Origin of the sequence: Sorangium sp. So ce1504, from assembly GCF_051521635.1 — a bacterium.
In the GTDB taxonomy this organism is placed as follows: Bacteria; Myxococcota_A; Polyangia; order Polyangiales; family Polyangiaceae; genus Sorangium; species Sorangium cellulosum_B.
Map to the genome: position 1 here is coordinate 11,573,115 of NZ_CP150365.1, position 25,393 is coordinate 11,598,507.

A 25,393-nucleotide genomic window follows, 5' to 3' on the forward strand; every position below is an offset into this window, starting at 1 on the left:
GTTCTGGGGTAGCGTCCGCGGTCCCATGTCCAACGAAGCGAGCGATCTCCTGCTCGAAATCGGCGTCGAGGAGCTCCCCTCGTCGTTTGTCGAGGCCGCGCTCCGCGCGCTCCCGGATCTCGCGACGAAGCGCCTCGCGGAGCTCAGGCTCCGCCACGGCGCGGTGCGCGCGCTCGGCACCCCGCGTCGGCTCGCGCTGCTCGTCTCCGGGGTCGCGGCGCGCCAGCCGGACCTCGAGGAGGAGGTCACCGGCCCGCCGGTCAAGGCGGCCTTCAAGGACGGCGCGCCCACGAAGGCGGCCGAGGCGTTCGCGCAGAAGCTCGGCTGTACCGTCGCGGATCTGCGCCGCGTCGAGGGGCCGAAGGGCGAGTACCTCGCGGGCACCCGCCGCGAGGCCGGCAAGCCCGCGGCCGAGCTCCTCCCGGAGGTCCTGGCGTCGCTCGTCGCGGCCATCCCCTTCCGCAAGTCGATGCGCTGGGGGCAGGGAGATTTCGCGTTCGGCCGCCCCATCCAGTGGCTGGTCGCGCTCTCCGGCGGCGAGGTCATCCCCGTCGAGATCGCCGGCATCCGCAGCGGGCGCACGAGCCGCGGCCACCGCTTCCTCGGGCGGGCCGAGATCGCGATCGGCGCCGCGAAGGACTACGTCGAGGCGATGCGCGCGGCGCACGTGCTCGTCGACCCCGAGGCGCGCGCGAAGCTCATGCGCGAGCGCCTGCTCGCCGCGGCGCGGGACGCGGGCGGCGTGCTGATCGAGGACGACTTCCTGATCGGCGAGAACCTCTCCCTCGTGGAGGAGCCGCACGTCATCGTCGGCAGCTTCGAGGAGCGGTTCCTCGAGCTGCCGGAGCGGGTGATCCTCGAGGTCGCGCGCGGCCACCAGCGCTACTTCGGCGTCCGCGACGCGAGGACGGGGGCGCTGCTCCCGAGGTACCTGGCGGTCGTGAACACCGCGGAGGCGCCCGAGAAGATCAAGCGCGGCAACGACAACACGATGCGCTCGCGCCTGTCGGACGCGCAGTTCTTCTACCGGGAGGACGTCAAGATCCCGCTCGCGAACCGCCGCGAGAAGCTCGGCGGGATCGTGTTCCAGAAGCGGCTCGGCAGCGTGCTGGCGAAGGCCGAGCGCGTCGAGCGGCTCGCCCGCGAGCTCGGCCTGCTCCTGATGCTGCCCGAGCAGACGCTGGTGGCGGCGGCCTCGGGGGCGCACCTCGCGAAGTGCGATCTCGTCGCGCTGATGGTGGGCGAGTTCCCCGAGCTCCAGGGCGAGATGGGGCGGGCGTACGCGCTCGCCCAGGGGGTCAGCCCGGAGGTGGCCGACGTCGTGCGCGATCACTACCTGCCCAAGGGCGCCGCGGACGCGACGGCGCCGACGAACGCCGGCGCGCTGGTCGCGATGGCCGATCGGCTCGACACGCTGGTCGGCTGCTTCGCGATCGGGCTCGTCCCCACGAGCACCGCCGACCCGTACGGTCTGCGCCGCGCGTGCCTCGGCGTGCTGCGCACGCTCCTGGATCGCGATCTCGATCTGCGCCTCGGCGCCGCGTTCGGGGCCGCCTACGACGGCTACGCCGGGGTGGAGCTCAACGTCTCGCGCGAGGAGCTCGCGACCCGCCTCGGCGAGTTCTTCTCCGAGCGGCTGCGAGGCCTGCTCTCCGACCGGCTCCCGCAGGACGCGGTCCTCGCGTGCCTGCGCGTCGCCGCGGATCGCCCGCTCGATCTCAGGGCCCGCGTGCGCGCGATCGACGCGCTGAGCCCGGAGGTGCGGGCGCGGGTGGGCGAGGTCTTCAAGCGGGCCACGAACATCGCCGACAAGGCGCCTGCCGGCGAGCCGGTGGCGCCGTTCGGACAGGACGTGCACCCGAGCGAGACGGCGCTGTTCGCGGGGTACCTCAAGCTGCGCGAGCAGATCGCGTCGGACGTCCGGAGCGGCTCGTACGACACCGCGTTCAGGGCGGTGGCGGACTTCGCCCCGCTCTTGCACCAGTACTTCATCGACGTGTTCGTGATGACCGACGACGCGGCCGTGCGGGACAACCGGCTGCGGCTGATGCGCGCCCTGTCGGAGACCTGCGGGAGCCTGGCCAGGCTGGAGCTCCTCGGCGAGGCGCCGCGCGCGGCGTCGTGACGCGACGGGCGCGGCGCCTCGGCGGCGCGCCCGACGCTACGCTACCTTTTCAGCTCAGATGGGCGCTCCCGCGGGCGCCTCGGCCGGCGGCTCTCCTGGAACTGGCTTTGCGGGCGCGGCGATGCGCTCTCAGCATGACAAGAGGAGGGTGTTCGGCGCCGTCGAGCAAACATGGTCGATCGAGGACGTGATCGCCGAAGGGGACAAGGTGGTCGTGCGCGCGAAGAACACGTGCGCACAAGCGAGCTTCCTGGGCATCCCGAGCCACGGACGGCAGCAGACGTTCACCGCGATGTTCATTCACCACATCGTTGACGGCAAGATCGTCGAGACATGGCGGAACGCCGACGATCTCGGCCGGCTCCCGCAGCTCGGCGCGCGGCTCGAGCCGGGGGTACCCAAGGCTCCGACGTGAGCAGGCTGACCGCGTCTGGCGTCGATCTTCGCCTGGTCAGCGCTGCTGTCGAGTTGAACAGCACTCCATCCGGGCCACCTCGATGGATCATGCAACGGCGACTCCGAAAGCGCCGTGAAACCACGTCCATGCACCTCACTTCGCGGAACCAATAAGCAACCAATAAGCCCACTGGGGACGATGAGCAGCGCCTCCGGCGCCTCGCCGAGCCGCCGGGCGTCTGGACCTGCACGCTCGCCAGGAGCTGCTGTACCGTTCGCCCCCATGCCTGGATCTCAGCCCTATCCGTTCGCGTTCTTCGGGGCAGCGCCGAGCGACTGGTTCGACCTCGAAGGGGACCTGTTCTCCTATGAGCTCTGCTTCGTGGCGCCCCCGGACGCGGCCGCGCGGCGCGCCGCCGGCGAGGCGTGGGAGCGGGCGCTCGACGCGCGCGCGGTGGAGCACTGCGAGCCCTTCCAGTGGGCCGATCGCTGGGCGCTCGTGCGGGTGCGGCCGGCGGGGTGGAGCAAGGCGTGCGTCGCCGACATGGCGCGCGCGGTCCAGCAGGCCCTCACCGCGGTGCACGGCGCTCATCCGATCGAGGTGGCCTCCCTGGCCGAGGCGATCGAGAGCGACAGCGACTGGGACGCCTGGTCCGCCGAGCAACGACCCGAGCCCCCGACGGGCCCGAGGTGGCCCGTCGAGCTGCCCCGCTTCGGCGGAGGCGAGCGCTTCGAGGCCGCGTGCGCGGTGGATCCGGCGGTCGAAGCCGCGCGCGAGGCGGCGCGCGCCGCGCCTCCCGAGGAGGAGCGCTCGTCGGAGCGCGCGGCGGGCGACGACCACGACGCGGACGAGGCGGACGCCAGCGACGACGACGACGACAAGCCCAGGGTCATCTCTGGCGGGCTCCGGCTGGAGCTCGTGCCGGGCTACAAGGCGCCCGGGCCCTCCGACGAGCAACAGAGGCTCTTCGGGCGGAGCGGCGAGGTGCTGATCGCGCCGAACGGCCTCGTCTTCGGCGTCGCCAAGCCGAAGCGAAAGCCGCCTGTCCCCGCGTGGATCGAGAACGGCGAGCTCCGCACCGCTCAGGGCGATCCGCTTGCCACCACGACCGGCGCTCACCTCGCCGCGCGCGACGACGGCGGCGCGGCGCTGATCGGGGAGGATTCGGAGGCCGTATGGGAGATCGTGTTCGCGGAAGGCTCCGTGCGGCGCCTCATCCAGCACGACGAGCCCTTCTCCGACGTCGCCTACGGCCCGGAGGGCCGGGTGCTCGTGCTCGCGGGCTCGATCGACGTCTATCGGCGGGAGGGTTCGGGCGTCGCGCTCGAGGGGCGCTGGGACCTCGACGGCTACGGGATGCACTCGGTCTTCGGCGGACGCGTGCTCCTCTTGAAGTGCTTCGACGACGAGGACGAGAGCGCGGACGGCGTAACGATCCTCGGCTACGACGGATCCACGATGCGCCGGCTGGCCCGCGTGCGCATCTCGATCGGCGACATCGTGCTCGACGGCGCCCGCGTCATCGTGGAGGACGGCAGCGAGTACTACGAGCTGCTCGGCCTTGATGTGCTCGCCGCGCGCTTCGCCGCGCAGCCGGACTCCTTCCCCGAGCTGAAGAAGCACGAACCCGGCAACGAGGACGAAGACGAAGACGAGAGCGCGTCCGACGAGGGCGAGAGCACGTCCGGCGACGGCGACGACGAGGACTCCCGGCCAGAGGTGCTGGAGGGCGCGCTCCGCGTGGAGCGGCGGAGGTCGCGCGAGGTGCCCCCGGAGCCCGAGATCGAGCGCGCGGAGCGCGAGCTGTTCGGGTCGACCTCCTGCGTCGCGGCGGCGCCCGGCGATCGCGTCTACGGCATCGCGAAGCTCCGGCGCAAGCCGGCGACGGCCGCCTGGATCGAGGGCGGGGAGCTCAAGCGCGCCGAGGGCGAGGCGCTGCCCAGCCCTCACGGCTACATCGCGGCGCGGGAGGACGGCGGCGCGGTGCTGTACGGGTTCGACTACGACCTCGTCGCCGAGCTCTCCTTCGCGGACGGCAAGCTGCGCCGCCTCTTCGAGCACGAGGCGTCGATCTCCGACATCGCCTACGGCCCGGAGGACCGCGTCATCCTCGCCACGGGCGAGTCCCTCGACGTCTACCGCCGCGAGGGAGAGGGCGCCGTCCTCGAGCAGCGCTGGGACGTGGGCTGTTACGGCCTGACCCCCGCCCTCGGCGGCCGGCTGCTCCTCGTCAAGAGCTACGAGGGCGAGGATTCCGAGGACGGGCTGACCATCGTCGGCTTCGACGGGAGCAAGCTGCGCCGCGTGGCCCGCGTGAAGGCCTCCGTGGGCGAGGTCCGGATCGCCGAGGGCCGGGCCTTCATGGATCACATCGGCGACACCTACGAGCTGCTCGGCCTCGACGCGCTGGTCGAGCGGCTCGCCACGAGCCCAGAGGTCGCCGTGTACACGCCGTCCGAGGAGAACGATGACGACGACGATGCGCCGGAGTCAGGCCCGAGGAAGGCGCCCGAGGAGTACGCCATCGAGCCCGCCCCGGGCCGCGTCGGCGTGCGCTACCTGGGCAAGCAGCGCCCGCTGCCGGAGGACGAGGACGACGTCCCGAAGGACGTGCGCGCGCGTTTCGGAGCGGGCGCGCGGGAGCTCGAGCGCTACCGCCCTGCCGACGTGTACATCGGGTGGAAGAAGGAAGCCCGACGCTCCTTCGTCTTCGCCGTGCTGAAGGACGGGGAGCTCATCGAGACCGCGGTGAAGGCGAGCTCCCCCTCGTCGACGGGCCTGGTGAACGCGGATCGGAGCGCCGCCCTCGTTGCGACCGACGGCGACGCCAAGCTCTGGTGGGTAGACCTCCCGCACGGCAAGCCGATCCTCGTGCACGACTTCAGCAAGGAGGAGAGCGAGGACGAGATCTACACGCTCGAGGCGCTCGCCTCCGGGCGGGTGATCGTCGGCACCTCGTCGGAGACCTGGATCTTCTCGGTCAGCGGCGGCGCCTCCAGGCTGGAGGCGCGCGGCGACCTGGATCTGCGCGTCGTGGAGAGCGCCGCGGGGGGCCGCGTGGCCGTGCTGGAGGTCTCCGAAGGCAAGCCTATCCGGGTCTGGGGCGTCTACGACGATGGCGTCCGCACGCTCGCCGAGCTCGAGCCGGAGCCCCTCAGCTTCGAGCCGAGCGCTGACGGCAAGTTCTTCTTCGAGGCCGTGAATCGCCTTGGCTGGTATGAGCTCGTCAACCTCGAGGACGCCTGGGAGGCCGGGCGCCGTGACACCTCTGGCGAGCACTACCCGCGCGTGGCGCTCGCGCCGAAGCCCCCTGAGCAGGACGAGGACGACGAGGACGACGGCGAGGACAGCGACGACGAGGAGCCGCAGTCCGTGGAGTGAAGGCGGCCGCTGCCCGCCGTCAGGCCATCACCCTCGAAAAACCCCGCGCCGTCCGGCCGCTCGACGCCATCGAGAGCAGCCGGCTCACGCGCTCCTCGGTCGTCGGGTGCGTCGAGAACCACTTCAGCACCGAGCCAGCCCCGGCGAGCGGGTTGACGATGAAGAGGCTGGCCGTCGCCGGGCGCGCCGCCTCGGGGGGCACGAGCGCCACGCCGTGCTCCAGCTTGGACAGGGCGCTGGCGAGCGCCTCCGGGTCCCCGGACAGCTTGGCGCCGAGCTCGTCCGCCATGTACTCGCGCGACCGCGAGATGCCGAGCTGCACGAGGGTCGCCGCGATCGGCGCCACGATCGCGAGGGCCAGCCCGCCGAGCGGGCTCGCGCCGTCCTCATCGTCCGACGATCCGCCGAATATCCCGGCGAAGCTCACGGCATGGGCCACCCACGTGATGCCCGAGGCGAACGCCGCCGCGATCGTCGATACCAGGATATCGCGGTTCTTGATGTGCGCGATCTCGTGCGCCAGCACGCCGCGCAGCTCACGCTCGCTCAGGAGCTGCATGATGCCCTCGGTCACCGCCACGACGCCATGCTCCGGGTTGCGCCCGGTGGCAAAGGCGTTCGGCTGCGCGTCCGGGATGACATAGACGCGGGGCTTCGGGATCCCCGCCCGACTCGAGAGCTCCTCCACCATCCGGTGGAGCCCCGGGGCCTCGAAGGGCGAGACCTCGGCAGCCCGGTGCACCGCGAGCACGATGCGGTCGGACATGAAATACGCACCCAGGTTCATCGCGAGCGCGAGCACGCCGAACAAGACGAGGTACCCGGGCCCCAGCGCCCCGCCGATGGACACCAGGATTGCCGACATGACGCCGAGCAACAGGATCGTCTTGATCTGATTCTTCATGAACTTCGTATCCTCCTCGAAGCGGAGCGCTGCAAGAGCCGCTCCCCGGAGATCGATGTGTCGCGCGTCGTCGCATTGCAATACCCCGCGCACCCGATCAGCAGACGTCGTGTCCGGCGGATTCCCGCCTGTGGCTCTCCTGACCGCCGCTCCTGCTGGCTCGCCCCATTTCGCCCCACCGCCCCATTTCGCCTCGCGGCCCATTCCACCTCTGACACCGCATCGTCAGGCTCATCCTTCGTCGGCCAATGCCGTGGGCCCTCCGCGCCCGTGGTCGTCGCGCGGCGCAGGGAGGGCTGATGTCTGAGCCCATTTGACGTCATTCCTCTGACGCTGCCGGAGGAGTCACGTCTCAGGCGAGTTCAGCCCTCCCTGCGCCGCGCGACGACCACGCTCCGAGGGCCGGTCAGCTCGGCAAGACCTCCCGGCACCGCAACGCGCGAGCTCAGCGCGGAATGCGCCCGCCAGCGCGCCTCACGCCTGCCAGATCGCCAGAAGCCACACCGCGACGCCCGCCGCGCACACCGCGAGCCCCGGCGCCGCCCGCGGCCACACCCACTGCCCCGTCACCGTGACCCCGCGCCGCACCACCCAGACGGCGCCCGCGACCCACGCCGCGAACGCCCCGACGAGGGCGACGACCCAGCCGACCCGCGGCGCGTCGTCGCGCGCGAGCGCCGCGAGGTGCTGCCGCTCGACCGCCGCGGCAGGCTCGGTCCGGGTGCCCGGCGGGCGCGGCGCGGCCGCCGAGAGGCGGGCGATGGCCGCGTTGGCCAGCTCGAGGTCCTCCGCGTGCGGCGTCGTGAGCCACCGCGTCTCCAGGGCGGCCGTGCGCACCGCGCGCCACGCGAAGAGCGCCGTGTCGGCCCGACCGAGGCCCTCCGCGGCCGTCGCGAGCGCGATCAGCCGCTCGTACGCCACGCGGACGTGCGGCGCCCCGGGGGCGTACCAGCCCGCCGCCCGCCGCGCGTGGAGCGCCGCCGCGTGCGCGTCGCCGGCGCGCAGGGCGTCCGTGCTCTCCGCGATCTCCCGCTCGCCCGCGGCCACCACCCGCAGCGACGCCGCGCCGACGAGGAAGCCGGCGACCGCGAGGCCGCGCAGCACGCCGAGCACGACCGAGCGCCTCACAGAAAGTCGCGTCTCTTGAAGACGAACGCCGCCACCAGCAGGAGAATGAGCGCCCACCCCGCGCACGTGATCGCCGCCCAGCCGAGGTACACGAGGAGGTTCGCGTCAGCGACCTCGCCCGCGAGCAACGGGCGCGGCGGCACGTAGATCTGAAGGTTCGGGACCACCTTGGAGAAGGCGTGCGCCGCGGCGCTGATCTGAGGGCCGAAGTACTTCACAGGCAGCCGGGCGAGCGAGTCCGCGTTGCGCCCGATGAGGAAGACGCCCAGCGTGAGCAGCGAGGACAGGAACGGCGTCGAGAACGACGAGAACAGCGTCGCCACCGCGGCGACGATGCCGACCTCGAGGAACGCGAGCGCGCTGCCCGCGAGCACGACGCGGCGCTCGGTCGGCGCGCCGTCCGAGAAGAGCACGCCGAGCACGAGGAAGACCGCCGCCCAGGGGATGAACCCGTACGTGCGCGCCAGCGGCGAGCGCCACGCCACGAGCCCGAGCGCCGCGAGCGAGGCGGCCCCGGCGCCCGCCACGAGGGCCAGCGAGCGGCCGGCCAGCACGGCGCTGATCTGCAGCACGAGCCCGGCGTCGGCCAGGATGAACACCCCGAGCGTGAGCAACGTGCCGAGGTACTTGCCGACGAGGTACTCGCCGCGGCGCACCGGGCGGGCCAGGATCGGGAAGATCGTCTTCTGCTCGAGCTCGCGGTACAGCGACGTCGCGCCGATGATGACCGCGACCGCGATGCTGAAGAGCGAGATCGACGCGACGCCGAGGTCGCTCACGACCCGCGCCCCGTTGCGGAGCGTGTAGGCGCCGACGATGATCGAGTAGAACGCGACGGCGAAGGCGACGCCCGCGAGGCCGATGAGGATGCGCGCCCGAAGCGATTCCCGGTAGGTGTTGAGGGCGATCGCAGAGATGCGGCCGAACATCGGGGCGACGTTAGCAAGGGACGGGGGGAGCTTGAAAGGGCCGCGGGTCAGGGGCCGGCGCCGTCCCCCGGGTCGACGACCCGCACGTCCAGGAACCAGAGGCCGTGCGCGAGCGCGTGGCCGTCGATCTGGAGGTGATACACGCCAGGATCGAGCACGAGATCGAGGAAGCTCCGCTGGGGATCCGCACCGATCGTGCAGGAAAGCGGCATTTCGACGCCGGGACAGCCCGGGCCGCGGCGGACCGAGAGCAGCGTGTCGTAGCTCGATCCGGCCATGTCGAGCACGACCCGCCTGCGCGCGGTGAGCGTGAGCCGGAGGAGCTGGTCCCGGGCGCCGCCCTCCTCCGTGCCGGCGCGGTCGCAGCCGGCGTCGAAGTCCGCGGCGGCGTTGGCCGTGTTGCCCTGGAAGAAGCCGCCGCTCTCCGGGATCTCCAGCGCCCCCTCGCACGCGTCGGAGAAGGGCACCAGCGTGGGCGGCACCGCCGGCCGGACGAACGCCGTCACGCTCACGGGCTGGCCGAGCTGCGCCTCGGCCACGACCCGGTACGACCCGGGCGCGACGTTGCGCCGCGCGCTCCGGAGCGGCGTGACCTCCCCCTCGCTGCACGCGAGCCGATCGCCCTCGCCGCCGCACGCCGGCGCGGACAGGGCGATCGCGCCGGTGTCGCCGGCCGACAGCTTCTCGACGAGCAGCACGTCGGACGCGACCGGCAGCTCGAGCGTGTACACGGCGTCGACGGCCGCCGGGCCGCAGCCGAGATCCACGTCGTCCTGGTGGCCGAGCAGCGACACGGAGACCGTCCGGTTCGGCGCGAGCTCGGCCGCCCCTTCGCACCCCTCGTCCGGCGGCGGCTCGGTCGGCGGCGAGAGCTCCAGCGTGACGAGCACCGAGGTCGGCGCCGTCGCGGAGACCGCGACGGCGTACACCCCCGCAGGCAGCGCGCGCCGGAAGAGGTGCGGCGCCGCCGCCGTCTGGCAGGCGAGCTCGTCCTCCGGCAGCGCGCACGCGGCGCTCCGCAGCGAGAGCGAGGGATCGCCGTCGCCGTCGGTCGAGATCGCGTAGAGGTCGACGTCCTGGGGCTCGGCGAGCTCGAACGTGTACACGAGCTCCCCGAGCCCGGTCTCGCACGCGGTCCCGAGATCCAGGGCGGCGTCGAGGATCGTCGCCAGCGCCGGCGCGCCCGGCGAGAGGGGCGCCGCCGTGCCGCACGTCTCGTTCTCCGGCGCCGGCGCCGGCGGCAGGAACGCCACGTCGACGATGACCGGCGCGCCCACCTTCGTCGTCACGTAGAGCGGCAGCGCCGTCGCCCGCTCAGGATCGCCGAGGCCGCGGGCCCGGAGCTTCGCGAGCTTGCCGCCGTCCGCCGTCTCGTGGGGCCCCCCGCACGCGAGCTCGGTCGCGGCGTCGCCGCACTGGCCGGCGAGCGTCACGGCGACGTCGGTGGCCTCCGTCTCGTCGTCGGGGGCCTCCGTCCGCGCGGTCACCTCGACGTCGACCGGCGGCCCCGGCGGCAAGATCACCGCGGCCACGACGTCGTGCGTGCTCGCAGGGCGGGGCAGGCCGCACGAGCTCGCGTAGTGGAAGCCCGCGCCCGCCGTCGTCATCGCGTACGAGCCCGGCGCGGAGATCTCCAGCGCGTCCAGGCACGTGTCGTGCTCCGGAGACACACAGCCGCCCTCGTCGGCGCGCCCGTTGCAGTCGTCGTCCCGATCGTTGCCGCAGACCTCGGGCTGCGCCGACGACACCGTGGGATCGGCGTCGTCGCAGTCGCCCCCGCCGCAGTGCTCGTCAGGATCGCCGTCGAGATCGGCGTCGCGCGGCGCGCTCGAGCACGTCTTGGTCGCCTCGTCGCAGGCGTCGATCGTGCATGTGCTCTGATCGTCACACGCGACCGGCGCGCCGGGCACGCAGCCGAGCCGCGGGTTGCAGCGCTCGACGCCGTCGCAGTGGACGTCGTTCTGGCAGGCGCTGTCGTCCGGCGTGAAACGGCACCGCCCGAGGGCGGTGTCGCACGCATCGAAGGTGCAGGGAAATCCGTCCTCGCACTGATCGTCGTCGACGCACGGGCCGCCCAGCGTCGGGTCCGCTGGAGCCTGCTCGCCGCCGGCGCCGCCGGCGCCGCCCTCACCGCCCGCCCCGCCGGCCGACGGGAAGGGGCTCGGGGCGCTCGAGGCGCAGGAAGCGCCGGAGAGCGCCGCCGCGGCGACCGCTCCGCAGAGGAGAGCGAGACGCGTCAAGGAGGAAGGCGTCGAGAGGGAGGAAGTGTGAGTCCGCATCGAACGAGGTGAGCGGCAATGAGCGTAGCAGGGCACCGCCACGTCTGGCATCATGGCGCGCGATTCCGCAGAGCGTCGCGGATAGAGGGAAAAACAGGGTGACCAGCGACAGATTGACCCGACCCGAGCTGACGTGGCTGCTGGCGCAGGAGGCGCGGAGCGCCGCTCAGAAGCTCCGCCAGGGCGTGGGGATGATCGCGACCGAGAGCGCGCCGCCGCCGACGCCATCGCCGGACGACGCCTCGGGCGGCGGCGTCGAGAGCACGCTCAACCGGCTCGACGAGGCGGTGAGCATGCTCGCCTCGCTCCACGGCCGCCCCCTGCCGCGCGGGCGGCGCGGCCGCGTCGACCTGACGGCGCTCCTCTGGGAGGTCGCGCCCGAGGCGCGCGTGCAGATCGAGATGGGCGAAGGGACCACCGTGTTCGGCGACGAGACCGAGCTCCGGCGGATGCTCCAGGTGCTCATCGCGCAGGGCGGCGACCCCTCGAGCCTGACCGGGGCGCCCGAAGTGAGCATCCACCGCGTCGGCGACGAGGTCAGCGTCCGGGTCAACCTCGGCCCGGAGACGCCCGTGAACTTCGAGACCGAGCGGGTGTGGCTGTCGCGCATGGCGCTGCGCTACGGCGGCCGGCTCGAGCTCGACGGCCAGATGCAGACGCTGACGCTGCCCGCCGAGGTCGATCTCCAGCGCCTCGAGGTCGAGAGCCTCAAGAAGGAGCTCGCCGCCGCGCAGGCCCAGGGCGAGGCTTACGCGCGCGAGCTCGCCGCGGTCTTCTCGCGGGCCGAGGGCGAGCGCGAGCGCGGGTCGCTGTCCGGCGTCATCTCGCGGCTCGGCGGCAGCGAGCCGGTGTCGCACCTGCCGCCGAGCGGCGACAGCCTCGCGGTGCTCGTCGCCGCGGTGCGCGTGCTCGGCACGCAGCTGCGCGGCATCCTGTCGGCGATCGGCCGCGACATCGCGCCGCTCCGGACCCACGGCGGCGACGCGGGCGAGACGGCCTCGTCGGTGGGGCGCCACGTGACGGCGGCGTCAGAAATCGTGAGTGATCTCGCCAGGTTGGGGGCGTGTCCGCTCCACGAGTTCCCGCGCCACTGCGACGTCGCCGACGTGCTGCGCGACGTCGTGAAGGACGATCTCGCGCGCGCGGCCCGCCACGACGTGCGCGTGGTGGTCGAGGCGCCGGAGACCGCGCAGGAGGTGGTGCCGCAGGGCGCGCTGACGGTGCTGCTGCACGCGCTGCTCGATCACGCCATCAGCGCGTCGCCGCCGGGCAGCGAGGTGCTCGTCTCCCTCTCCGAGGGCCCGAGCGGGGTCGAGATCACCTTCGACGACGCCGGGCCGCCGCTCCCGGCCGCGGCGCGGGGCGTCGTGCTGAGCCGCGACTTCGAGGCGGTCGCGCAGGGCCGCCCGCCGGCGCTGCCGCTCATCGCGGCGCACGCGATCGCCGCCCACACGAACTACGGTATCGCCATCGAGGACGGGCCGCGGGGGGAGACGCGGGTGCGGCTCACGATCCCGCGCTCGGGCTGACGCCTCGCCGTCCACATCCAATGGAGCGACCTGCTAGCGCAGGAACGAGCTCGGCGGGAAATCGACGTCGAGGTTGAGCGTGGCGCCGCGCACGATATTGATGTCCTCCACCTGCAGCGTCGTGGTGACGGGGCGGTCGTTGCCACGCTCCACGAGCGTCGCCGTGGCCGTGTATTCATCGGGCGGGAGATCCACAGTGATGCTGAAGTCGTCGCAGCGCGCGTAGTCTCTCGCCACCTCGCGGCTGCCCCGGTAAACGATCAGCTCGAAATCCGCTCCTCCGCGGCTGTGCTGGGAGCACGCCCGCGAATCCATCCGGTTGGCCACGGTCCACTCCAGCGTCAGGCTCCCGACGGCCTGCACGGGCCGCGGCCGGCGCTGGGGGCTGGGCTCCACGTCGACGATGCACCCCAGGGCCAGGAAGCTCGATAACGCGAGGCCGCAGAGGGGAAAGACGCTCTTCTCCTGATTCATCCTCGTACCCGTCCTTTCGCTGCTGCCCCGCTGTCAACGCGGTGTGTAGTAACGGCGCCCCCGCTCGCGCGGATAGCTCAGCTCGCGCTCCGGCACGTACCGCGGCGACGTCCGGTACGTCTGCCTGTAGTGCTCGAGCTCCGTGGGCTCCTCCTCGAAGATGACCCAGCCCCGGTTCGTCGGGTAATACCAGCGGCCGTCGACCAGGTACGCATACGTCCCGCGGAAATAGACGCGCGGATACGCGGCGATCTCCACCGGGACGACCTCGGCGCGCACCGCCGGAACGCCGGACACGACGAACCCCCCTTCGGTCCCGACCGTGCCCATACACCCCATGAGCAGCGAGGCGCCGACCGCGAGCGCAGCCGCGGCGAGCGAGGCCCTCGTCACACCGAGAGATCTGGACCGCCCTCGCACGGGCGGAGTCACGTTGTTGCTCTGCTTCACGTCATTGCTCCTCGGAGCGCAACTCAGCAACGCGAGTGCCAGCGCGGCGCGACTCGAGATCTCCGGATCTCCGCCGGCGCGGCGCTCACCGGGCCGCGCGGAGCGCGCCGGCGAGCGCGAGCGCGCGCTGGATCTCCGCGGACGTCACCAGGCCGATCACGCGCTCGCCCTCGTCGAGCACCGCGATCACGCTCGCCTCGCCGCTCGCCAGCGCGTCGAACGAGCGGGACGCGTCGTCGTCCGCGTGCGCCCTCGGCACATCCACGGGCATCACCGCGCCGACCGTCGCCGGCGCGGCGCCGCCCTGCAGCTGGCGCGCGAGATCCCAGACCGTGACGACGCCGATCTCGCGGCGCCCCGCGCCGTCCCGGGGATCGTCGATGACCCGCGCGCCGACCAGGTTGTGGCGCAAGAGCCGCTCGGCCACCGCGCGAGGGCTCTCGTCCGCATACGCCTCGCCGAGCCGATCGGTCATGAACCGCGCGACCGGGATGCCGCGGAGGAGCTCGTTCGTGCTGGAGCGCGTCTGCTCGGCCGACGCCCCCATGTAGACGAACACCGCGATGAGCACCAGGATCAGGTTCCACGAGAGCAAGCCGAAGAGCCCGAAGGCCACCGCCATCACCTTGCCTGTCGCCGTGGCGATGCGCGTCGCGCGGGTCCGCCCGAGACGGCGCAGGAGCAGCCCGCGCAGCACCCGGCCGCCATCCATCGGGAAGGCCGGCAGCAGGTTGAACGCGCCGAGGAGAGCGTTCGTGATCGCGAAGGCCACGAGCGCGGCGCCGATCTCCGCCGGCGCCGGGAGCAGCCGATACGCGACGTAGCTGGCGAGCGCGATAACGAAGCTCACGAGCGGCCCGGCGAACGCCATCCACGCCTCGTGCTCGGGATCGTCGCGCTCCATCTGCGAGACGCCGCCCAGCATCATCAGCGTGATCGCGCGCACCCGGATCCCGTTCTTGAGCGCGACGAACGAGTGGGCCAGCTCGTGCACGAGCACCGCCACGAACAGCCCGACAGCCAGGATCGCCCCCCAGGCGAGCGGCGGCAGGCGCATCTCCTCGCGCGGAATCCCGAGCGACGACGCGATCACCGAGAACTGCGACGACGCCGCCCACGCCACGTACGGCAGGAAAATCAGCAACGTGATGTGCAGCCGTACCGGGATTCCACGGATCCGCAGGACTGTCAGCCCCTGGTCGAACATGTGCCTCCTGATCCACAGGTACAGATGGGGCCGACAAGCACCTTCGCAAGCCGCCGAGACAGCGCCAATGCGCGGAAGACCAGGGCAGCCGCGCGGCGCCGCCGCGCAATGCAGAGAGGCGCGCGGCGCTGCGAGGGCCCCAGCGCGCGTCCGTCCCAGGCGGGAATCACGGGGAGGGGAGCGTGTTCGGAGGCGCGCGGCGCAGCGCGGCGCCCACGCGGCGCGCGGATTGGCGTAGCGTGGTGTGACCGAGGTCATCATGCGCCAGCGCGTCCCCGATGCATTGATGGCTGCGAGCACGGAAGAGCTGACGAAGGTCGAGCTCGCGGTCCTGGAGTCATCCCACGCGGGCGGCGTGCCGAGGGACCTCACGGGCCACGTGTTCGCGATCGGGCCCGTCGGCTCGGTGGACGGCGACCTGCCCAGAGCGGACGGCGCGCCGATCCTCAATGGCAATGGGATGATCTACCGCCTCGACTTCGGCCGCGGCGGGGCGGTCCGGCTGACCTCGAGGATCGCGCGTACGCCCTGTTATCACGCGGACGCCGCCTCGCGCCCCGGCACGCGCTTCGAGGCGCTGGGCTTCCGTGACGCAGGGCTGCTCCGCTTCTCGCCGCACCTCGGCCTGCGGAACCACCTCAACACCGCGTTCGTGCCCATGCACGCGCCGCGCGCGCCGGCGCGCCTGCTCGTCACGAGCGACACGGGCAGGCCCTACGAGATCGACCCGGCCACGCTGGAGCTCGTCACGCCGGTCGGGCGCAACAGCACGTGGTACCCGGCCGCGCCCGTCGATCACCCCTTTCCGATGACGCTCTCGAGCGCGCACCCGTGCTTCGACGCGGAGCGGGGCGAGCTCCTCACCGTCAACTACGGCCGCTCGCTCCTCCACCTGTTCGTCGCGTCGCTGCCGCGGCTCGACGAGCTCGGCGCGCTCCCGCGCTCCTGGGATCGGCTCGCCGCGGCGGCCGCGTCGATGATCGAGCAGCAGCTCGTCCGCCCGAGGGCGGACCGGATCGAGGCGTTCGCCAAGCGGGCGCTCGAGCTCCTGCCCGCGCGCCTCCGCCCGAGCGCGCCGCCTGGGCCGGGCGACCTCCTCGCGCGGCAGGCGGCGCGCTTCGGCGGCGTGGCGCTCGACGAGCCGGCGGGCGACTTCGTGCATCTCCTGCGATGGGACGGCCACAACGAGCCCGAGCGGCACGCGCTGGTCCTGCCGAGCGGCGCGCCGGTGCGCATCGAGCAGAGCGTGCACCAGATCGGCCTGACGCGGCGCTGGGTCGTGCTCGCGGACACGGCGTTCAGAATCGGCCTGGAGAGCGTGGCGTTCCGGGGCTCCAGGGAGAGCCCCGGGGTCGAGCGCCTCGTCCGGTCGCTCCTCACGATGCCCCACGAGCCGAGCACGACGTTCTACCTGGTCCGGAGGGACGCGCTGCGGCCGGGCGGCGGGCCGGTCGTGGTGAAGCGGGTCGTCGTCCCGCTGGAGACTCTCCATTTCCTCGTCGACTACGAGGACGCGGGGGACCGCATCACCGTGCACGCGGCGCACAACTGCGCGACCGATCATGGGGAGTGGCTCCGGCCCTGCGATCGGCACGCCGCCGACAAGACGCCGGCGCCGCCGCGCCTGCGCGGCCTGTTCCCGCTCGGGCAGGCGGACGTGAACCGGATCGGCCGGTATACCCTCGACGCGGCGGCCGAGCGCGTCGTGGACCAGGCGGTGTTCGCCGATGCCGCGCGGGCGCTCGGCGTCGGCCTCTATGCGTACCGGGAGACGGGCGCGTCGTGGATGCCGCCCGATCGCCTCGAGAACGTCTACTGGCGCGGCGGCGGGATATGGGATGAGCTGTCGACCGAGTTCATCGACCGGCTCTATGCGGCGCACCCGCACAGGTCGCTCCCCCTCCCGGCGCTCCGCCGGATGCGCGCGGAGGGCGGCCACCCCGACAGCCTGTTCCGGTTCAACCACCGCGCGATGCGGATCGAGGATCGCTACGAGTTCCCGCGGCGCGCCGTGGGGTCCTGGCTCAGCTCGCTGCAGTTCGTCCCGCGGCGCGGCGGCAGCGGGGCCGACACGGACGGCTACGTCGTGGCGATCGTCGCGACGCCGTGCCGCGCGGAGGTCTGGATCTTCGACGCGACGAACCTGGCGCGAGGGCCGCTCTGCAAGCTGGGACACCCGACGTTCCGGCCGGGGCTGACCCTCCACACGGCGTGGCTCAACTCGGTCGCGCCGTGGAGGGGTGGATACAGGGTGCCGGTGCGGGAGGATTACGAGGAGTTCGTGGCAGAGGCCCCCGGGGACCAGGTGAAGGCGCTCTTCGAGGAGGAGGTCTATCCGCGGTTCGCGTGAGCCGCGGAGAGGAAAGGCTGGGAGCCGCGGGACGAGGGCGGCTCGGCGCAGCGCGGGGGGACCTCGGCCCCGAGGCCGTCGACCCGCTCGAGCAGCACGCCCGTGGCGCCGTCTCCCAGGATCTCCGTGATCTGGTGGTTGCCCCACGGCTGCCCCTCGCGCAGGCGCCGCGACCGCACGTCGCTCGCCACGATGAGCACGCGCCGACACCCCCTGTCGAGGTGCCGATTCGCCAGCTCGACGGCCGCGGCAAAACCGCCCTGAGCGGGCGTGAGATCGATCGTCAGCGCGGGCACGAGGCCGGCCATGCACGCGGCGAAGGCCGCCCCGCCGGCGTCCCCTCCCCCGCCGTCGTCGCCCGTCATGATGAGGACATCGACGAAGGGATCGCGGAGCCGCCCCACCTCGATGAGCTCCCGCAGCACCGCCGCGGCCATGGAAAGCGTGGTCTCCGTCGCGCCGGCGAAGCGCCGCTCCGCGACCCCCGTCGCCTCGTGCAGCCAGTCCGCAGCGTGAGGGAGACCGTAGCTGGTGATGAGCTCCTGGTTCGTGACGACGCGCTCCGGCAGATAGGCGGCGACGGCCGCGATGCGACGCTGGACCATGTTTCTGCTCTGTTACGGCGCCGCGACCGGTGCGCGCCGATGCTGCAAACCTTGGCCAGGGCAGCTCGATCCGGCGCTCCACCACCGCCGTTCGGCCAACGCCGAGCACGCTGGAGAGCCAGCGTCCCGGACGACATGAGACAACCCGCCACCGAGTCGTCGAGAGCCGTGGGGCAAACTACACAATCAGATGCTCCCTCCCCGTCACCGACATCCTCCACTGGACCATTTACAGAACGTCCTGCGCAAGTGGGAATAACAGCCGATTCGACTCCGTCCGCCGCCGGAGCAGGAAAGCGGCGCAGCGGGAGTGGCTTGTTGCGACGCGGGCGGTCTCGTCGCCCGCTCGCCGCGTCGCGTCGCGCTCCAGCGGCCGATTCCGACCGGAAGCGACAATTCCGCTCTCACGGGCAGAGGGATGCACAAACGTGTCGGAACGCGAGGCGCTGAGCAGGCGGGGCGCAGGCCGCATGTCTCGCCTGGACGGCGCCATCGAATTCGCCCGATCACGTCCGTTTGTGTCCGATGACATCCGCCTGCGTCCGATCACGTCCGATCACGTCCGTTTGGGTTCGATCACGTCCGTTTGCGTCCCGTGATGTCGACGCGTCGTGAGCCCGCTCTTTTCTGGATCCGGAGGGAGGTTCACCCTGTTTTGAGGACACCTCCGCTCGCCACGGCCACCGCGCGGGAGCGCGCGATCCGCGCCGCGGGGCGCCGCGCTCGCGTCTTCCTTCCTCCCGCGCGGCCCCGCGGCGCGGGGCGGGGCGCCTTCTATCCTATCCATCGTCATCGCGACGCCGCTCCAGCGATCGCCGCGCTCGCCCGGATCCACCGCGATTGAATCGCGGAGAAATCCCAGGGGAGCGCAGATGCGAGGAGCGCCTGATTCGCGGGCGCCATCCCGCGAATCCATGCTGTGCGAAGCGGCAGCCTCTGCACAGAAGAGCGAGGCACACAGCCTGCTCTGGGGTGCACCAAGGTGTTCGGGGGCCGCAAGGCTCATCAGGGACACCGGGGAGGACCAATGATCTCGATGCACAAGACGATGGGTTTCGCGATGATGCTGGCGCTCGGTGCCGGGTGCGCGGTCGGCGCGGACGACGACTTCGATATGGATGACGAGAGCGTCGACTCCGCGAACAGCGCGCTGGAGGCGGACGAGCGCGGCGGGTACGCGTCCCAGTCGCAGGCTCAGGCTCAGGTCGGCCAGATGGGGCCCAGCAAGCTCGGTCTGCCCCCCAGCAAGGGTCTGCCCTCGAAGGGCGTTCCGATGCTCCCCAGCAAGGGCGAGCTGCCCAGCAAGGGCGAGTTTCCGACCAAGGGCCTCCCGAGCAAGGGCGGCTACCCGACCAAGGGCGGATACGCGCAGCAAGGCCCGGCGCAGCTCGGCCAGGCGTCCGACCTCTCGCAGGCTCAGATCGGCCAGGCGGGCCCGGCGCAGATCGGCCAGGCGGGCCCGGCGCAGCTCGGCCAGGCGGGCCCGGCGCAGCTCGGCCAGGCCGGCCTGGGGCAGACGGGCGTGGTCGGGCAGGAGACCGGGCAGCGTGAGGGCGAGCGCTGCATCGGCGGCTTCGGCGGCGGCTGGGGCGGCTTCGGCTGGGGCGGCTTCGGTGGCTTCGGCGGCTTCGGCGGCTGCGGTCTGACGGCGATCACGACGTCGATCACCAGCTTCGTGCCGGCCTTCAACCCCTGCTTCAGCCCCTGCGGCGGCTTCGGCGGCATCGGCGGCTGGTGATCTGACCCCACCCTGCTGGCCGGCGCCAGGGACTCCACGTCGCAGGATCCCTCGGCGCCGCGCCAGTCCCCTCCTTTGACGAGGCTCGCGGGCGCCGGCCGCCCGGGGTTGGATATCCCGGGCTGCCGGTAGCCGCTCTCTCCCTCCAACCGCTCGCGCACGAGCGACGCCCCGCCGCTCGCCGGCGGGGAGCGCGCGAGGACCCAGATCCGACCTTCAGCCGCCCTGACCGAGCGCGCGATCCAGGTAGAACGCCGCGCTGACCAGGCCGAGGTGGGTGAACGCCTGGGGGAAGTTGCCGAGCAGCTCTCCGCTCGGCCCGATCTGCTCGGAGTAGAGCCCGAGGTGGTTGGCGTACGTCAGCATCTTCTCGAAGATGAAGCGCGCGTCGTCGAGGCGGCCAGCGCGCGCGAGGGCCTCGACCAGCCAGAAGGTGCAGATGCTGAACGTGCCCTCCTTGCCGGTCAGGCCGTCGCCTGCGCCCTTGCCGAGCTCGTAGCGGTGGACGAGCGTGTCGCTCGCGAGCTCCTCGAGCGTGCGGTCGAGCGTGCCGAGGATCCGCGGATCGGTGGGGGAGATGAAGCGCATGAGCGACATGAGCAGGTTGCTCGCGTCGATCGCGGCCCCGCCGAAGGCCTGCACGAACGTCCTCCGCTGCGCGTCCCAGCCGCGCGCCATGATCGCCTCGTAGATGTCGTCGCGCGCGCGCGCGACGCGCTGCCGGTCGAGCGGCAGAGAGCGCTTGCGGCTGAGCCGCAGCGTCCGGTCGAGCGCGACCCAGCACTGGAGCTTCGAGTAGACGAACTGCTGCTTGCCGCCGCGCACCTCCCAGATGCTCTCGTCCGCCTGCTCCCAGCTCTGACACACCCAGGTTGCCATGCGCCGGAGCTCGCGCCAGAAATCATAAGAGATGGGAGATCCGTATTTGTCGAAGAGATATACCGAGTCGATGAGCTCGCCGTAGATGTCGAGCTGGAGCTGCGTCGTCGCCCCGTTGCCGACGCGGACCGGCCGCGACCCGCGGTAGCCGTCGAGGTGGGTGAGCGCGACCTCGGGCAGCTCGTGGCGTCCGTCGATACCGTACATGAGCTGCAGCGGCCCGGTGGGGCCGTCCTCCTCGGAGACGCGGGCGCTCAGCCATTCCATGAAGCGCGCAGCCTCCTCGGTGTAACCGAGCCGGAGGAAGCCGTAGAGCGTGAACGCGGCGTCGCGCACCCAGACGTAGCGATAGTCCCAGTTGCGGACCCCGCCGATCTCCTCGGGCAGGCTGGTCGTCGCCGCGGCGACGATCGCGCCGGTCGGCTCGAACGTGAGCAGCTTGAGGACGAGCGCCGAGCGGTCGACCATCTCGCGCCAGCGCCCCTTGTAGCGCGAGCGGGCGAGCCACGACCGCCAGAAGGCGACCGTGCGCCGGAGGGCGTCCTCGCCGTCGATCGGCCTGGCGAGCAGATCGGCGCTCTCCGTCCAGTCCTCGACCTGGCGCAGCGAGAACGTGGCCGACTCGCCGGGCTGGAGCACGAAGTCGGCGGTGACGCCGCCGGCGCCGTCGCTCGACAGGGGGACGGGGCTGATGAGCGCCAGGTCGAGGCCGTCGGAGTCGAAGACGGCGCCGCGCGGGTCGTCGAGGATCAGGCGGTGGGGGCGGCGGGCGAAGTCGATCGCGGGGCGGCAGCCGAGCCGGAAGCGCACCGCGCCGCGGACGGCCCGCGCGACGCGGACGATCTGGTGCATCCCGCGGCGGTAGGCGCCGTACGTGTCCCGGTGGATCGGCATGAAATCGCAGACCTCGCCGACGCCGTCCACGTCGAGGAAGCGCGTGAGCAGGACGTTGGTGTCGGGCATGTACATCTGCTTGTTGCGCGACGCGCCGTTCGCCGCGGAGAGCGCGAAGCGGCCGCCGCGCTCGTCGTCCAGGATGGCCGCGAACACGCTCGGGGAGTCGAAATGAGGGAGGCAGCACCAGTCGATGGATCCATCCATCCCGACCAGCGCGACGGAGTGCATGTCGCCGATGACGCCGTAGGACTCGATGGGTTGGTAGGGCATGGCCTCTCCATAGGGCCCGCTCGACCGAGCGGAACCGCCTCTCGTGGATCCTCCCCGCCACGCCCTCACGATCTCGGCGGCAGGCGCGAGAGCTTCCGCTGGAGCGAGCGGCGGTGCATCCTGAGCTTGCGCGCCGCCTCCGAGATGTTTCCCTCGCAGTCCGCGAGCACGCGCTGGAGGTACTCCCACTCCACCCGATCGAGCGACGGCAGGTCCTCGTCGTCATCGCCGCGCGCGGCCGGGGCGACGCCGAGCAGCGACCGCGCGCACTGGGCGGCGTCCACCGGCTTGGTCAGGTAATCGACCGCCCCGGCCCGGATCGCCGCCACCGCGTTCGCGATGGTGCCGTATCCGGTGAACACCACGATACGGATGCCGTCATCCATGCTCCGCAGCGTCCCCACGAGGTCGATCCCGCTCTGCCCTGGCATCCGGACGTCCACGAGCGCGTACTCGAACACGTGCCCTCGCGCCATCGCCGCGGCCTCCTCGGCGCTGGCGGCGAGGGACACCGCGAACCCGCTCTTGCCGAGGGCCTGCCCGAGCGCGGTCCGGAAGGTCGCGTCGTCGTCGACGATGAGCAGCGTCGGCTCGCCGGCGGCCTCGGAGCTCATGAGTCCACCGGCGCGAGGCGCAGGGCGACGCGCGTGCCGCGCGCGCCGCGCTCGTCAGGCCCCTGCCTCGGCGACACGGTGAGGCAGCCGCCGACCTGCTCGATGAGCGTCCGCACGAGGTAGAGCCCGAGGCCCATGCCCTCGCCGGGCGCCTTGGTGGTCACGAACGGCTCGCCGAGCCGCCCTTCCAGGCCCGGCGCGACGCCCGCGCCGCTGTCCTCGACGCTGATCACCGGCGCGCCGCCCTCGTCCCCGACGGTGACCACGATCGGCTCCGCGGCCGCGGGGCTCGGCCCGAGCGCCTCGAGCGCGTTGTCGAGCAGCGCGAACAGGGCCGCCTCGACGTCGGCCGCGTCGAGCGGCACCGTGCGGCGCGGCGCGAGATCGCCGCGCACCTCGACCGCGACGCCGGGGTGCGCCGCCTGCCAGGCCTGCACGCCGCGCCGGGCCGCCTCGCCGACCTCGACGCCGGCGCGCAGGTCGTTCGCCCGGACGTCCGCCCGCATGCGCGCGATCACCACGCGGCAGCGCTCGACTTGCTCCGCGATCGTCCGGGCGCGGCGCTGCGCGGCGTCGCTCGATCCGGGGTCGCGGAGGCTCTCCCCGGCGAGCACCGCGATCGTGCCGAGCGGGGTGCCGAGCTCGTGGGCGGTGCCGGCCGCGAGCGCGCCGAGCGCCTGGAAGCGGGACGCCTCCTCCGCGCGCCGGCGCAGCGCCGCGTTCTCGGCCGCGCTCTCGTCGAGCGCGCGGCGGATCTTCAGGAGGACGTGGGCGACGAGCGCCGCGCTCAGCACGAAGGCGAGGAGCATCCCGTAGAGGTGGGTGGAGAACGCGCCGTGCTCCGGGTGGCTCGGGCAACACGCGCCGGCGGGGAGCGCGAAGAGCGCGGCGAAGAGGCAGGCCGCGAGCGCCGCGAGCGCGAAGGTCGTCCGCGGCGGCAGGAGCGCCGCGGCGAGGGCGACGTGCACGAAGAAGAGGGCGCTGAACGGGTTGCCCGCGCCGCCCGACGCGGCGAGGACCCCGGCGATCGCGACGAGATCGAGCGCCACGACGCCGGCGACGAGGGCCGTCTGCGCGCCCCGCTGCGACCGCACCCGCCGGTCGAGGGCGAGGTTGAGCCCGGCGGCCAGCGCCAGGATGGGCACGGCGATGGCGTACCGGACGTGATAGCCGAACAGCGCCTCGTCGACGGCCAGGGTCGCCGCGAGCAGCGCGAACACCGCCCAGCGCAGCCCGACGAGCCACCGGAGGACGATCCCGCCCGCCGGCGCCCGCTCCAGGGAAGCTTCGTGCGTCACGGCGGGATCATAGCGCGAACACCGAGGGGGCCGCGCTCACCGCGGCGAGGACACGGCACGAACACGGGCGATCCTCCCGTGCGACGGCGCGCCCACCGGCCCGCGCCGGTCCGCGCCGAGCGGCGGATTGCGATGCCGAGCCCCGCGTCATCGTATAGGAAAGGGAGCCCATGGCGACGTGTCCCCACCTCCGACGCGCGCGCGCGGCCGCGCTGCCGGCGCTCCTTGGCCTCAGCTTGGTCCCCGCGGCCGCCGCGGCGCAGCCGGCGGCGTCCGGAGAGACGCCCGCCGCCGACCCGCTGTTCGCGCCCAGATCAGCCGTGCGGCGCAGCGGGCTCGCCGCGGGCATCGCCGGAGGCCTGGCGCTCGGGAGCGCCGCCGGCTTCCAGAACGACGTCCAGAAGATCGGATTCCAGCGTCATTACACCGAGACCGGCGTCGGGATCGGCGCCGGAGGCTATGTCTGGATCGGCGGCGCGCTCGCGGACTGGCTCACGTTCGGCGCGGCCTTCGGCGGACACGGCCTGAGCGCGGCGGACCACGCCTCCCTCGCCGGCGGGTTCATGCTCCACACCGAGGTCTTCCCGCTCTTCTCGCTCGCGGATCGGTGGAGGGACGTCGGCGTCATCTTCGACGCCGGCACGGGCGTCGCGTACACGACCTCCGACGCCGACGGCGCCGAGGTCATCGACGGCGCCCTGCCGGCCCGCATCGGAGGCGGCGTGTTCTACGAGGGGATCCGGCTCTGGAAGGTGGCGATGGGCCCGTGGCTCTACGCCGACTACACCTGGAGCACGTCCGTCCGCCAGCCAGGGTTCTACCTGGGGTGGCGCACCGCCCTCTACACCGGGCCCTGACCGGACGGCGGCCTGGTCCTCGACGCCGCGGCGCTGAGCTCGAGCGGGCTCCGCCGCGCCTGCGCGTCCCCCTCCGGGAGCGCCAGCGTGAGCCGGACGCCGCGCCGGATGAGCTGCATCGCCACGTACGACGCCATGCCCACCAGGATCCTCCGGCCGATCTCCCGCGACACGCTCGGCTTGCCGCGCGGCGCCACCCACTCCGGGTGCCGCCAGAAGCGCACGAGCGCGCGGAGGCGCTCGCCGCCCAGCCGCTCGTTGCGCGCGCGCGCCTCCTTGATCAGCGCGATCGCCGCCGCGCCGCCCGCGATCGCGAGCAGGAGCCCGCCGGCGAGCACCTCGGGGCCGTGCCGGCGCACCCGCGACCGCACGTCGACGAGCGCGTGGCGCCGCCGATCGAGCGCCTCGATCGTGTGCATCAGCCGATCGCGCAGCTCGTCCGCCCTGCGCTCGAAGTCCGCGCGTTGACCGTTCAGCCCCTTCATACGAGCTCCCGGACCAGCCGGACGTCCGCCCCGAGGCGGCCCCGGGTCCTCTCGAGCGGCCTCCTCGGCGCGCGCTTGTAGCCGACCACGCCCACCACGATCGCCAGCGCGATGAACGCGAGCCCGATCAGCAGCGCCGGCAGCGGCTCCGGCGCGATCGCCAGCGCGATCGCGACGAGCACCAGCGCGACCCCGAGGAGCGCCGCGGCCGCCGCGGCGCCGAGAGCGACGCACGACGCCTTCGCCCGCGCGATCTCCTCGTTCATCTCGTCGCGCGCCAGCGCGACCTCGACCTGCATCAGCTCCCTGGCCTCGGCGATCGCCTCCTTCACGAGATCTGCCGTCGAGCTCTCCGGCCTGGGATCCACCTGCCTCATGGGACACCTCTTCGCCTCGCGGCGTGAACGCGCTCGGGGGCGGCGCAGGCAGCCAGCGGCGCGCGGGTCACCACCGAGCCCCCGCCACCGACTGCGCCACGCCCCCCTCGCCGTGCGTCGCTGTGCATACAGCGCGCCAGCCCCATCCTCGCGGAGGCACGGGCGCTGCGCGGCCCTCGCGGAGGCGCGCGCTGCGCGGCCGCGGCGGCCGCCCGTCCCC

The 25,393-nt window shown here is 72.8% G+C and carries 20 protein-coding genes; 7 read left to right on the forward strand and 13 right to left on the reverse strand.

Features of this window, described 5'->3' with window-relative positions; genetic code table 11:
• The first annotated feature begins 25 nt into the window (after positions 1-25).
• The 3 genes from glyS (at position 26) to WMF39_RS43655 (ending at position 5,903) form a co-directional block, all read left to right on the forward strand.
• Positions 26-2,125, forward strand: a complete 2,100-nt coding sequence (gene glyS, locus WMF39_RS43645) for a glycine--tRNA ligase subunit beta (RefSeq protein ID WP_437742332.1) — start codon at positions 26-28, stop codon at positions 2,123-2,125.
• A gap of 121 nt (positions 2,126-2,246) precedes the next feature.
• Entirely contained in the window at positions 2,247-2,540 is a 294-nt protein-coding gene (locus WMF39_RS43650; protein ID WP_437742333.1) for an ester cyclase, read from the forward strand.
• Between the two features lie 264 nt (positions 2,541-2,804).
• Complete coding sequence (locus WMF39_RS43655) at positions 2,805-5,903, forward strand: hypothetical protein (RefSeq protein WP_437742334.1); 3,099 nt, start codon at positions 2,805-2,807, stop codon at positions 5,901-5,903.
• A gap of 19 nt (positions 5,904-5,922) precedes the next feature.
• Here the strand turns inward: WMF39_RS43655 and WMF39_RS43660 are convergent, their stop codons facing one another.
• From WMF39_RS43660 to WMF39_RS43675, 4 genes are all read right to left on the reverse strand, one after another.
• Positions 5,923-6,807 carry a zinc metalloprotease HtpX gene (locus tag WMF39_RS43660; protein ID WP_437742335.1) on the reverse strand — a complete coding sequence of 295 codons (885 nt, stop codon included), beginning with the start codon at positions 6,805-6,807 and terminating at the stop codon, positions 5,923-5,925.
• A gap of 474 nt (positions 6,808-7,281) precedes the next feature.
• Positions 7,282-7,935, reverse strand: a complete 654-nt coding sequence (locus WMF39_RS43665; RefSeq protein ID WP_437742336.1) for a hypothetical protein — start codon at positions 7,933-7,935, stop codon at positions 7,282-7,284.
• A complete protein-coding gene (locus WMF39_RS43670) occupies positions 7,932-8,864 on the reverse strand; it encodes an ABC transporter permease (protein ID WP_437742337.1) in 933 nt (310 codons plus the stop codon). The genes WMF39_RS43665 and WMF39_RS43670 overlap by 4 nt, the downstream gene beginning before the upstream one ends.
• A 47-nt stretch (positions 8,865-8,911) precedes the next feature.
• A complete protein-coding gene (locus WMF39_RS43675; protein ID WP_437742338.1) occupies positions 8,912-11,104 on the reverse strand; it encodes a MopE-related protein in 2,193 nt (730 codons plus the stop codon).
• Positions 11,105-11,241: 137 nt separating this feature from the next.
• On the opposite strand from WMF39_RS43675, the gene WMF39_RS43680 reads away from it, so the two are divergent.
• Positions 11,242-12,672 (forward strand): sensor histidine kinase, encoded by a 1,431-nt coding sequence (locus tag WMF39_RS43680; RefSeq protein ID WP_437742339.1) that lies wholly within the window; start codon positions 11,242-11,244, stop codon positions 12,670-12,672.
• Between the two features lie 33 nt (positions 12,673-12,705).
• Here the strand turns inward: WMF39_RS43680 and WMF39_RS43685 are convergent, their stop codons facing one another.
• The 3 genes from WMF39_RS43685 to WMF39_RS43695 form a co-directional block, all read right to left on the reverse strand.
• Positions 12,706-13,146 carry a hypothetical protein gene (locus WMF39_RS43685; RefSeq protein ID WP_437742340.1) on the reverse strand — a complete coding sequence of 147 codons (441 nt, stop codon included), beginning with the start codon at positions 13,144-13,146 and terminating at the stop codon, positions 12,706-12,708.
• Between the two features lie 33 nt (positions 13,147-13,179).
• On the reverse strand, positions 13,180-13,539 hold the full coding sequence (locus WMF39_RS43690) for a hypothetical protein (RefSeq protein WP_437742341.1): 360 nt from the start codon (positions 13,537-13,539) through the stop codon (positions 13,180-13,182).
• A gap of 142 nt (positions 13,540-13,681) precedes the next feature.
• Complete coding sequence (locus tag WMF39_RS43695) at positions 13,682-14,803, reverse strand: site-2 protease family protein (RefSeq protein ID WP_437742342.1); 1,122 nt, start codon at positions 14,801-14,803, stop codon at positions 13,682-13,684.
• A gap of 259 nt (positions 14,804-15,062) precedes the next feature.
• Between WMF39_RS43695 and WMF39_RS43700 the strand changes: the two genes are divergently transcribed.
• Positions 15,063-17,153 (forward strand): carotenoid oxygenase family protein, encoded by a 2,091-nt coding sequence (locus WMF39_RS43700; protein ID WP_437742343.1) that lies wholly within the window; start codon positions 15,063-15,065, stop codon positions 17,151-17,153.
• Here WMF39_RS43700 and WMF39_RS43705 read toward each other — a convergent pair.
• Positions 17,135-17,758 (reverse strand): hypothetical protein, encoded by a 624-nt coding sequence (locus tag WMF39_RS43705; protein ID WP_437742344.1) that lies wholly within the window; start codon positions 17,756-17,758, stop codon positions 17,135-17,137. The genes WMF39_RS43700 and WMF39_RS43705 overlap by 19 nt on opposite strands.
• Before the next feature lie 1,027 nt (positions 17,759-18,785).
• Between WMF39_RS43705 and WMF39_RS43710 the strand changes: the two genes are divergently transcribed.
• Complete coding sequence (locus WMF39_RS43710; RefSeq protein ID WP_437742345.1) at positions 18,786-19,496, forward strand: hypothetical protein; 711 nt, start codon at positions 18,786-18,788, stop codon at positions 19,494-19,496.
• A 216-nt stretch (positions 19,497-19,712) separates the two neighbouring features.
• Here the strand turns inward: WMF39_RS43710 and WMF39_RS43715 are convergent, their stop codons facing one another.
• From WMF39_RS43715 to WMF39_RS43725, 3 genes are all read right to left on the reverse strand, one after another.
• A complete protein-coding gene (locus WMF39_RS43715; protein ID WP_437742346.1) occupies positions 19,713-21,542 on the reverse strand; it encodes a glycoside hydrolase family 15 protein in 1,830 nt (609 codons plus the stop codon).
• 65 nt (positions 21,543-21,607) lie between these two features.
• The gene (locus tag WMF39_RS43720; RefSeq protein ID WP_437546700.1) at positions 21,608-22,156 is read right to left on the reverse strand and encodes a response regulator transcription factor; all 549 of its coding nucleotides are present in this window, start codon (positions 22,154-22,156) and stop codon (positions 21,608-21,610) included.
• Positions 22,153-23,454 (reverse strand): sensor histidine kinase, encoded by a 1,302-nt coding sequence (locus tag WMF39_RS43725; protein WP_437742347.1) that lies wholly within the window; start codon positions 23,452-23,454, stop codon positions 22,153-22,155. The genes WMF39_RS43720 and WMF39_RS43725 overlap by 4 nt, the downstream gene beginning before the upstream one ends.
• Positions 23,455-23,624: 170 nt before the next feature.
• On the opposite strand from WMF39_RS43725, the gene WMF39_RS43730 reads away from it, so the two are divergent.
• On the forward strand, positions 23,625-24,311 hold the full coding sequence (locus tag WMF39_RS43730) for a hypothetical protein (protein ID WP_437742348.1): 687 nt from the start codon (positions 23,625-23,627) through the stop codon (positions 24,309-24,311).
• On the opposite strand, the gene WMF39_RS43735 is transcribed toward WMF39_RS43730, so the two are convergent.
• Both WMF39_RS43735 and WMF39_RS43740 read right to left on the reverse strand, forming a co-directional pair.
• Positions 24,296-24,796 (reverse strand): hypothetical protein, encoded by a 501-nt coding sequence (locus tag WMF39_RS43735; RefSeq protein ID WP_437742349.1) that lies wholly within the window; start codon positions 24,794-24,796, stop codon positions 24,296-24,298. The genes WMF39_RS43730 and WMF39_RS43735 overlap by 16 nt on opposite strands.
• The gene (locus tag WMF39_RS43740) at positions 24,793-25,173 is read right to left on the reverse strand and encodes a phage holin family protein (protein WP_437742350.1); all 381 of its coding nucleotides are present in this window, start codon (positions 25,171-25,173) and stop codon (positions 24,793-24,795) included. Before WMF39_RS43740 ends, WMF39_RS43735 begins: the two co-directional genes overlap by 4 nt.
• Between the last annotated feature and the right edge of the window lie 220 nt (positions 25,174-25,393).

Excerpts from the sequence above, each read along its gene's own strand:
- glyS (WP_437742332.1), top strand. The coding sequence starts at position 26 with ATGTCCAACGAAGCGAGCGATCTCCTGCTCGAAATCGGCGTCGAGGAG.
- WMF39_RS43650 (WP_437742333.1), top strand. The coding sequence starts at position 2,247 with ATGCGCTCTCAGCATGACAAGAGGAGGGTGTTCGGCGCCGTCGAGCAA.
- WMF39_RS43655 (WP_437742334.1), top strand. The coding sequence starts at position 2,805 with ATGCCTGGATCTCAGCCCTATCCGTTCGCGTTCTTCGGGGCAGCGCCG.
- WMF39_RS43660 (WP_437742335.1), bottom strand. The coding sequence starts at position 6,807 with ATGAAGAATCAGATCAAGACGATCCTGTTGCTCGGCGTCATGTCGGCA.
- WMF39_RS43670 (WP_437742337.1), bottom strand. The coding sequence starts at position 8,864 with ATGTTCGGCCGCATCTCTGCGATCGCCCTCAACACCTACCGGGAATCG.
- WMF39_RS43685 (WP_437742340.1), bottom strand. The coding sequence starts at position 13,146 with ATGAATCAGGAGAAGAGCGTCTTTCCCCTCTGCGGCCTCGCGTTATCG.
- WMF39_RS43695 (WP_437742342.1), bottom strand. The coding sequence starts at position 14,803 with ATGTTCGACCAGGGGCTGACAGTCCTGCGGATCCGTGGAATCCCGGTA.
- WMF39_RS43700 (WP_437742343.1), top strand. The coding sequence starts at position 15,063 with ATGCGCCAGCGCGTCCCCGATGCATTGATGGCTGCGAGCACGGAAGAG.
- WMF39_RS43705 (WP_437742344.1), bottom strand. The coding sequence starts at position 17,758 with ATGGTCCAGCGTCGCATCGCGGCCGTCGCCGCCTATCTGCCGGAGCGC.
- WMF39_RS43710 (WP_437742345.1), top strand. The coding sequence starts at position 18,786 with ATGATCTCGATGCACAAGACGATGGGTTTCGCGATGATGCTGGCGCTC.
- WMF39_RS43715 (WP_437742346.1), bottom strand. The coding sequence starts at position 21,542 with ATGCCCTACCAACCCATCGAGTCCTACGGCGTCATCGGCGACATGCAC.
- WMF39_RS43720 (WP_437546700.1), bottom strand. The coding sequence starts at position 22,156 with ATGAGCTCCGAGGCCGCCGGCGAGCCGACGCTGCTCATCGTCGACGAC.
- WMF39_RS43730 (WP_437742348.1), top strand. The coding sequence starts at position 23,625 with ATGGCGACGTGTCCCCACCTCCGACGCGCGCGCGCGGCCGCGCTGCCG.
- WMF39_RS43735 (WP_437742349.1), bottom strand. The coding sequence starts at position 24,796 with ATGAAGGGGCTGAACGGTCAACGCGCGGACTTCGAGCGCAGGGCGGAC.
- WMF39_RS43740 (WP_437742350.1), bottom strand. The coding sequence starts at position 25,173 with ATGAGGCAGGTGGATCCCAGGCCGGAGAGCTCGACGGCAGATCTCGTG.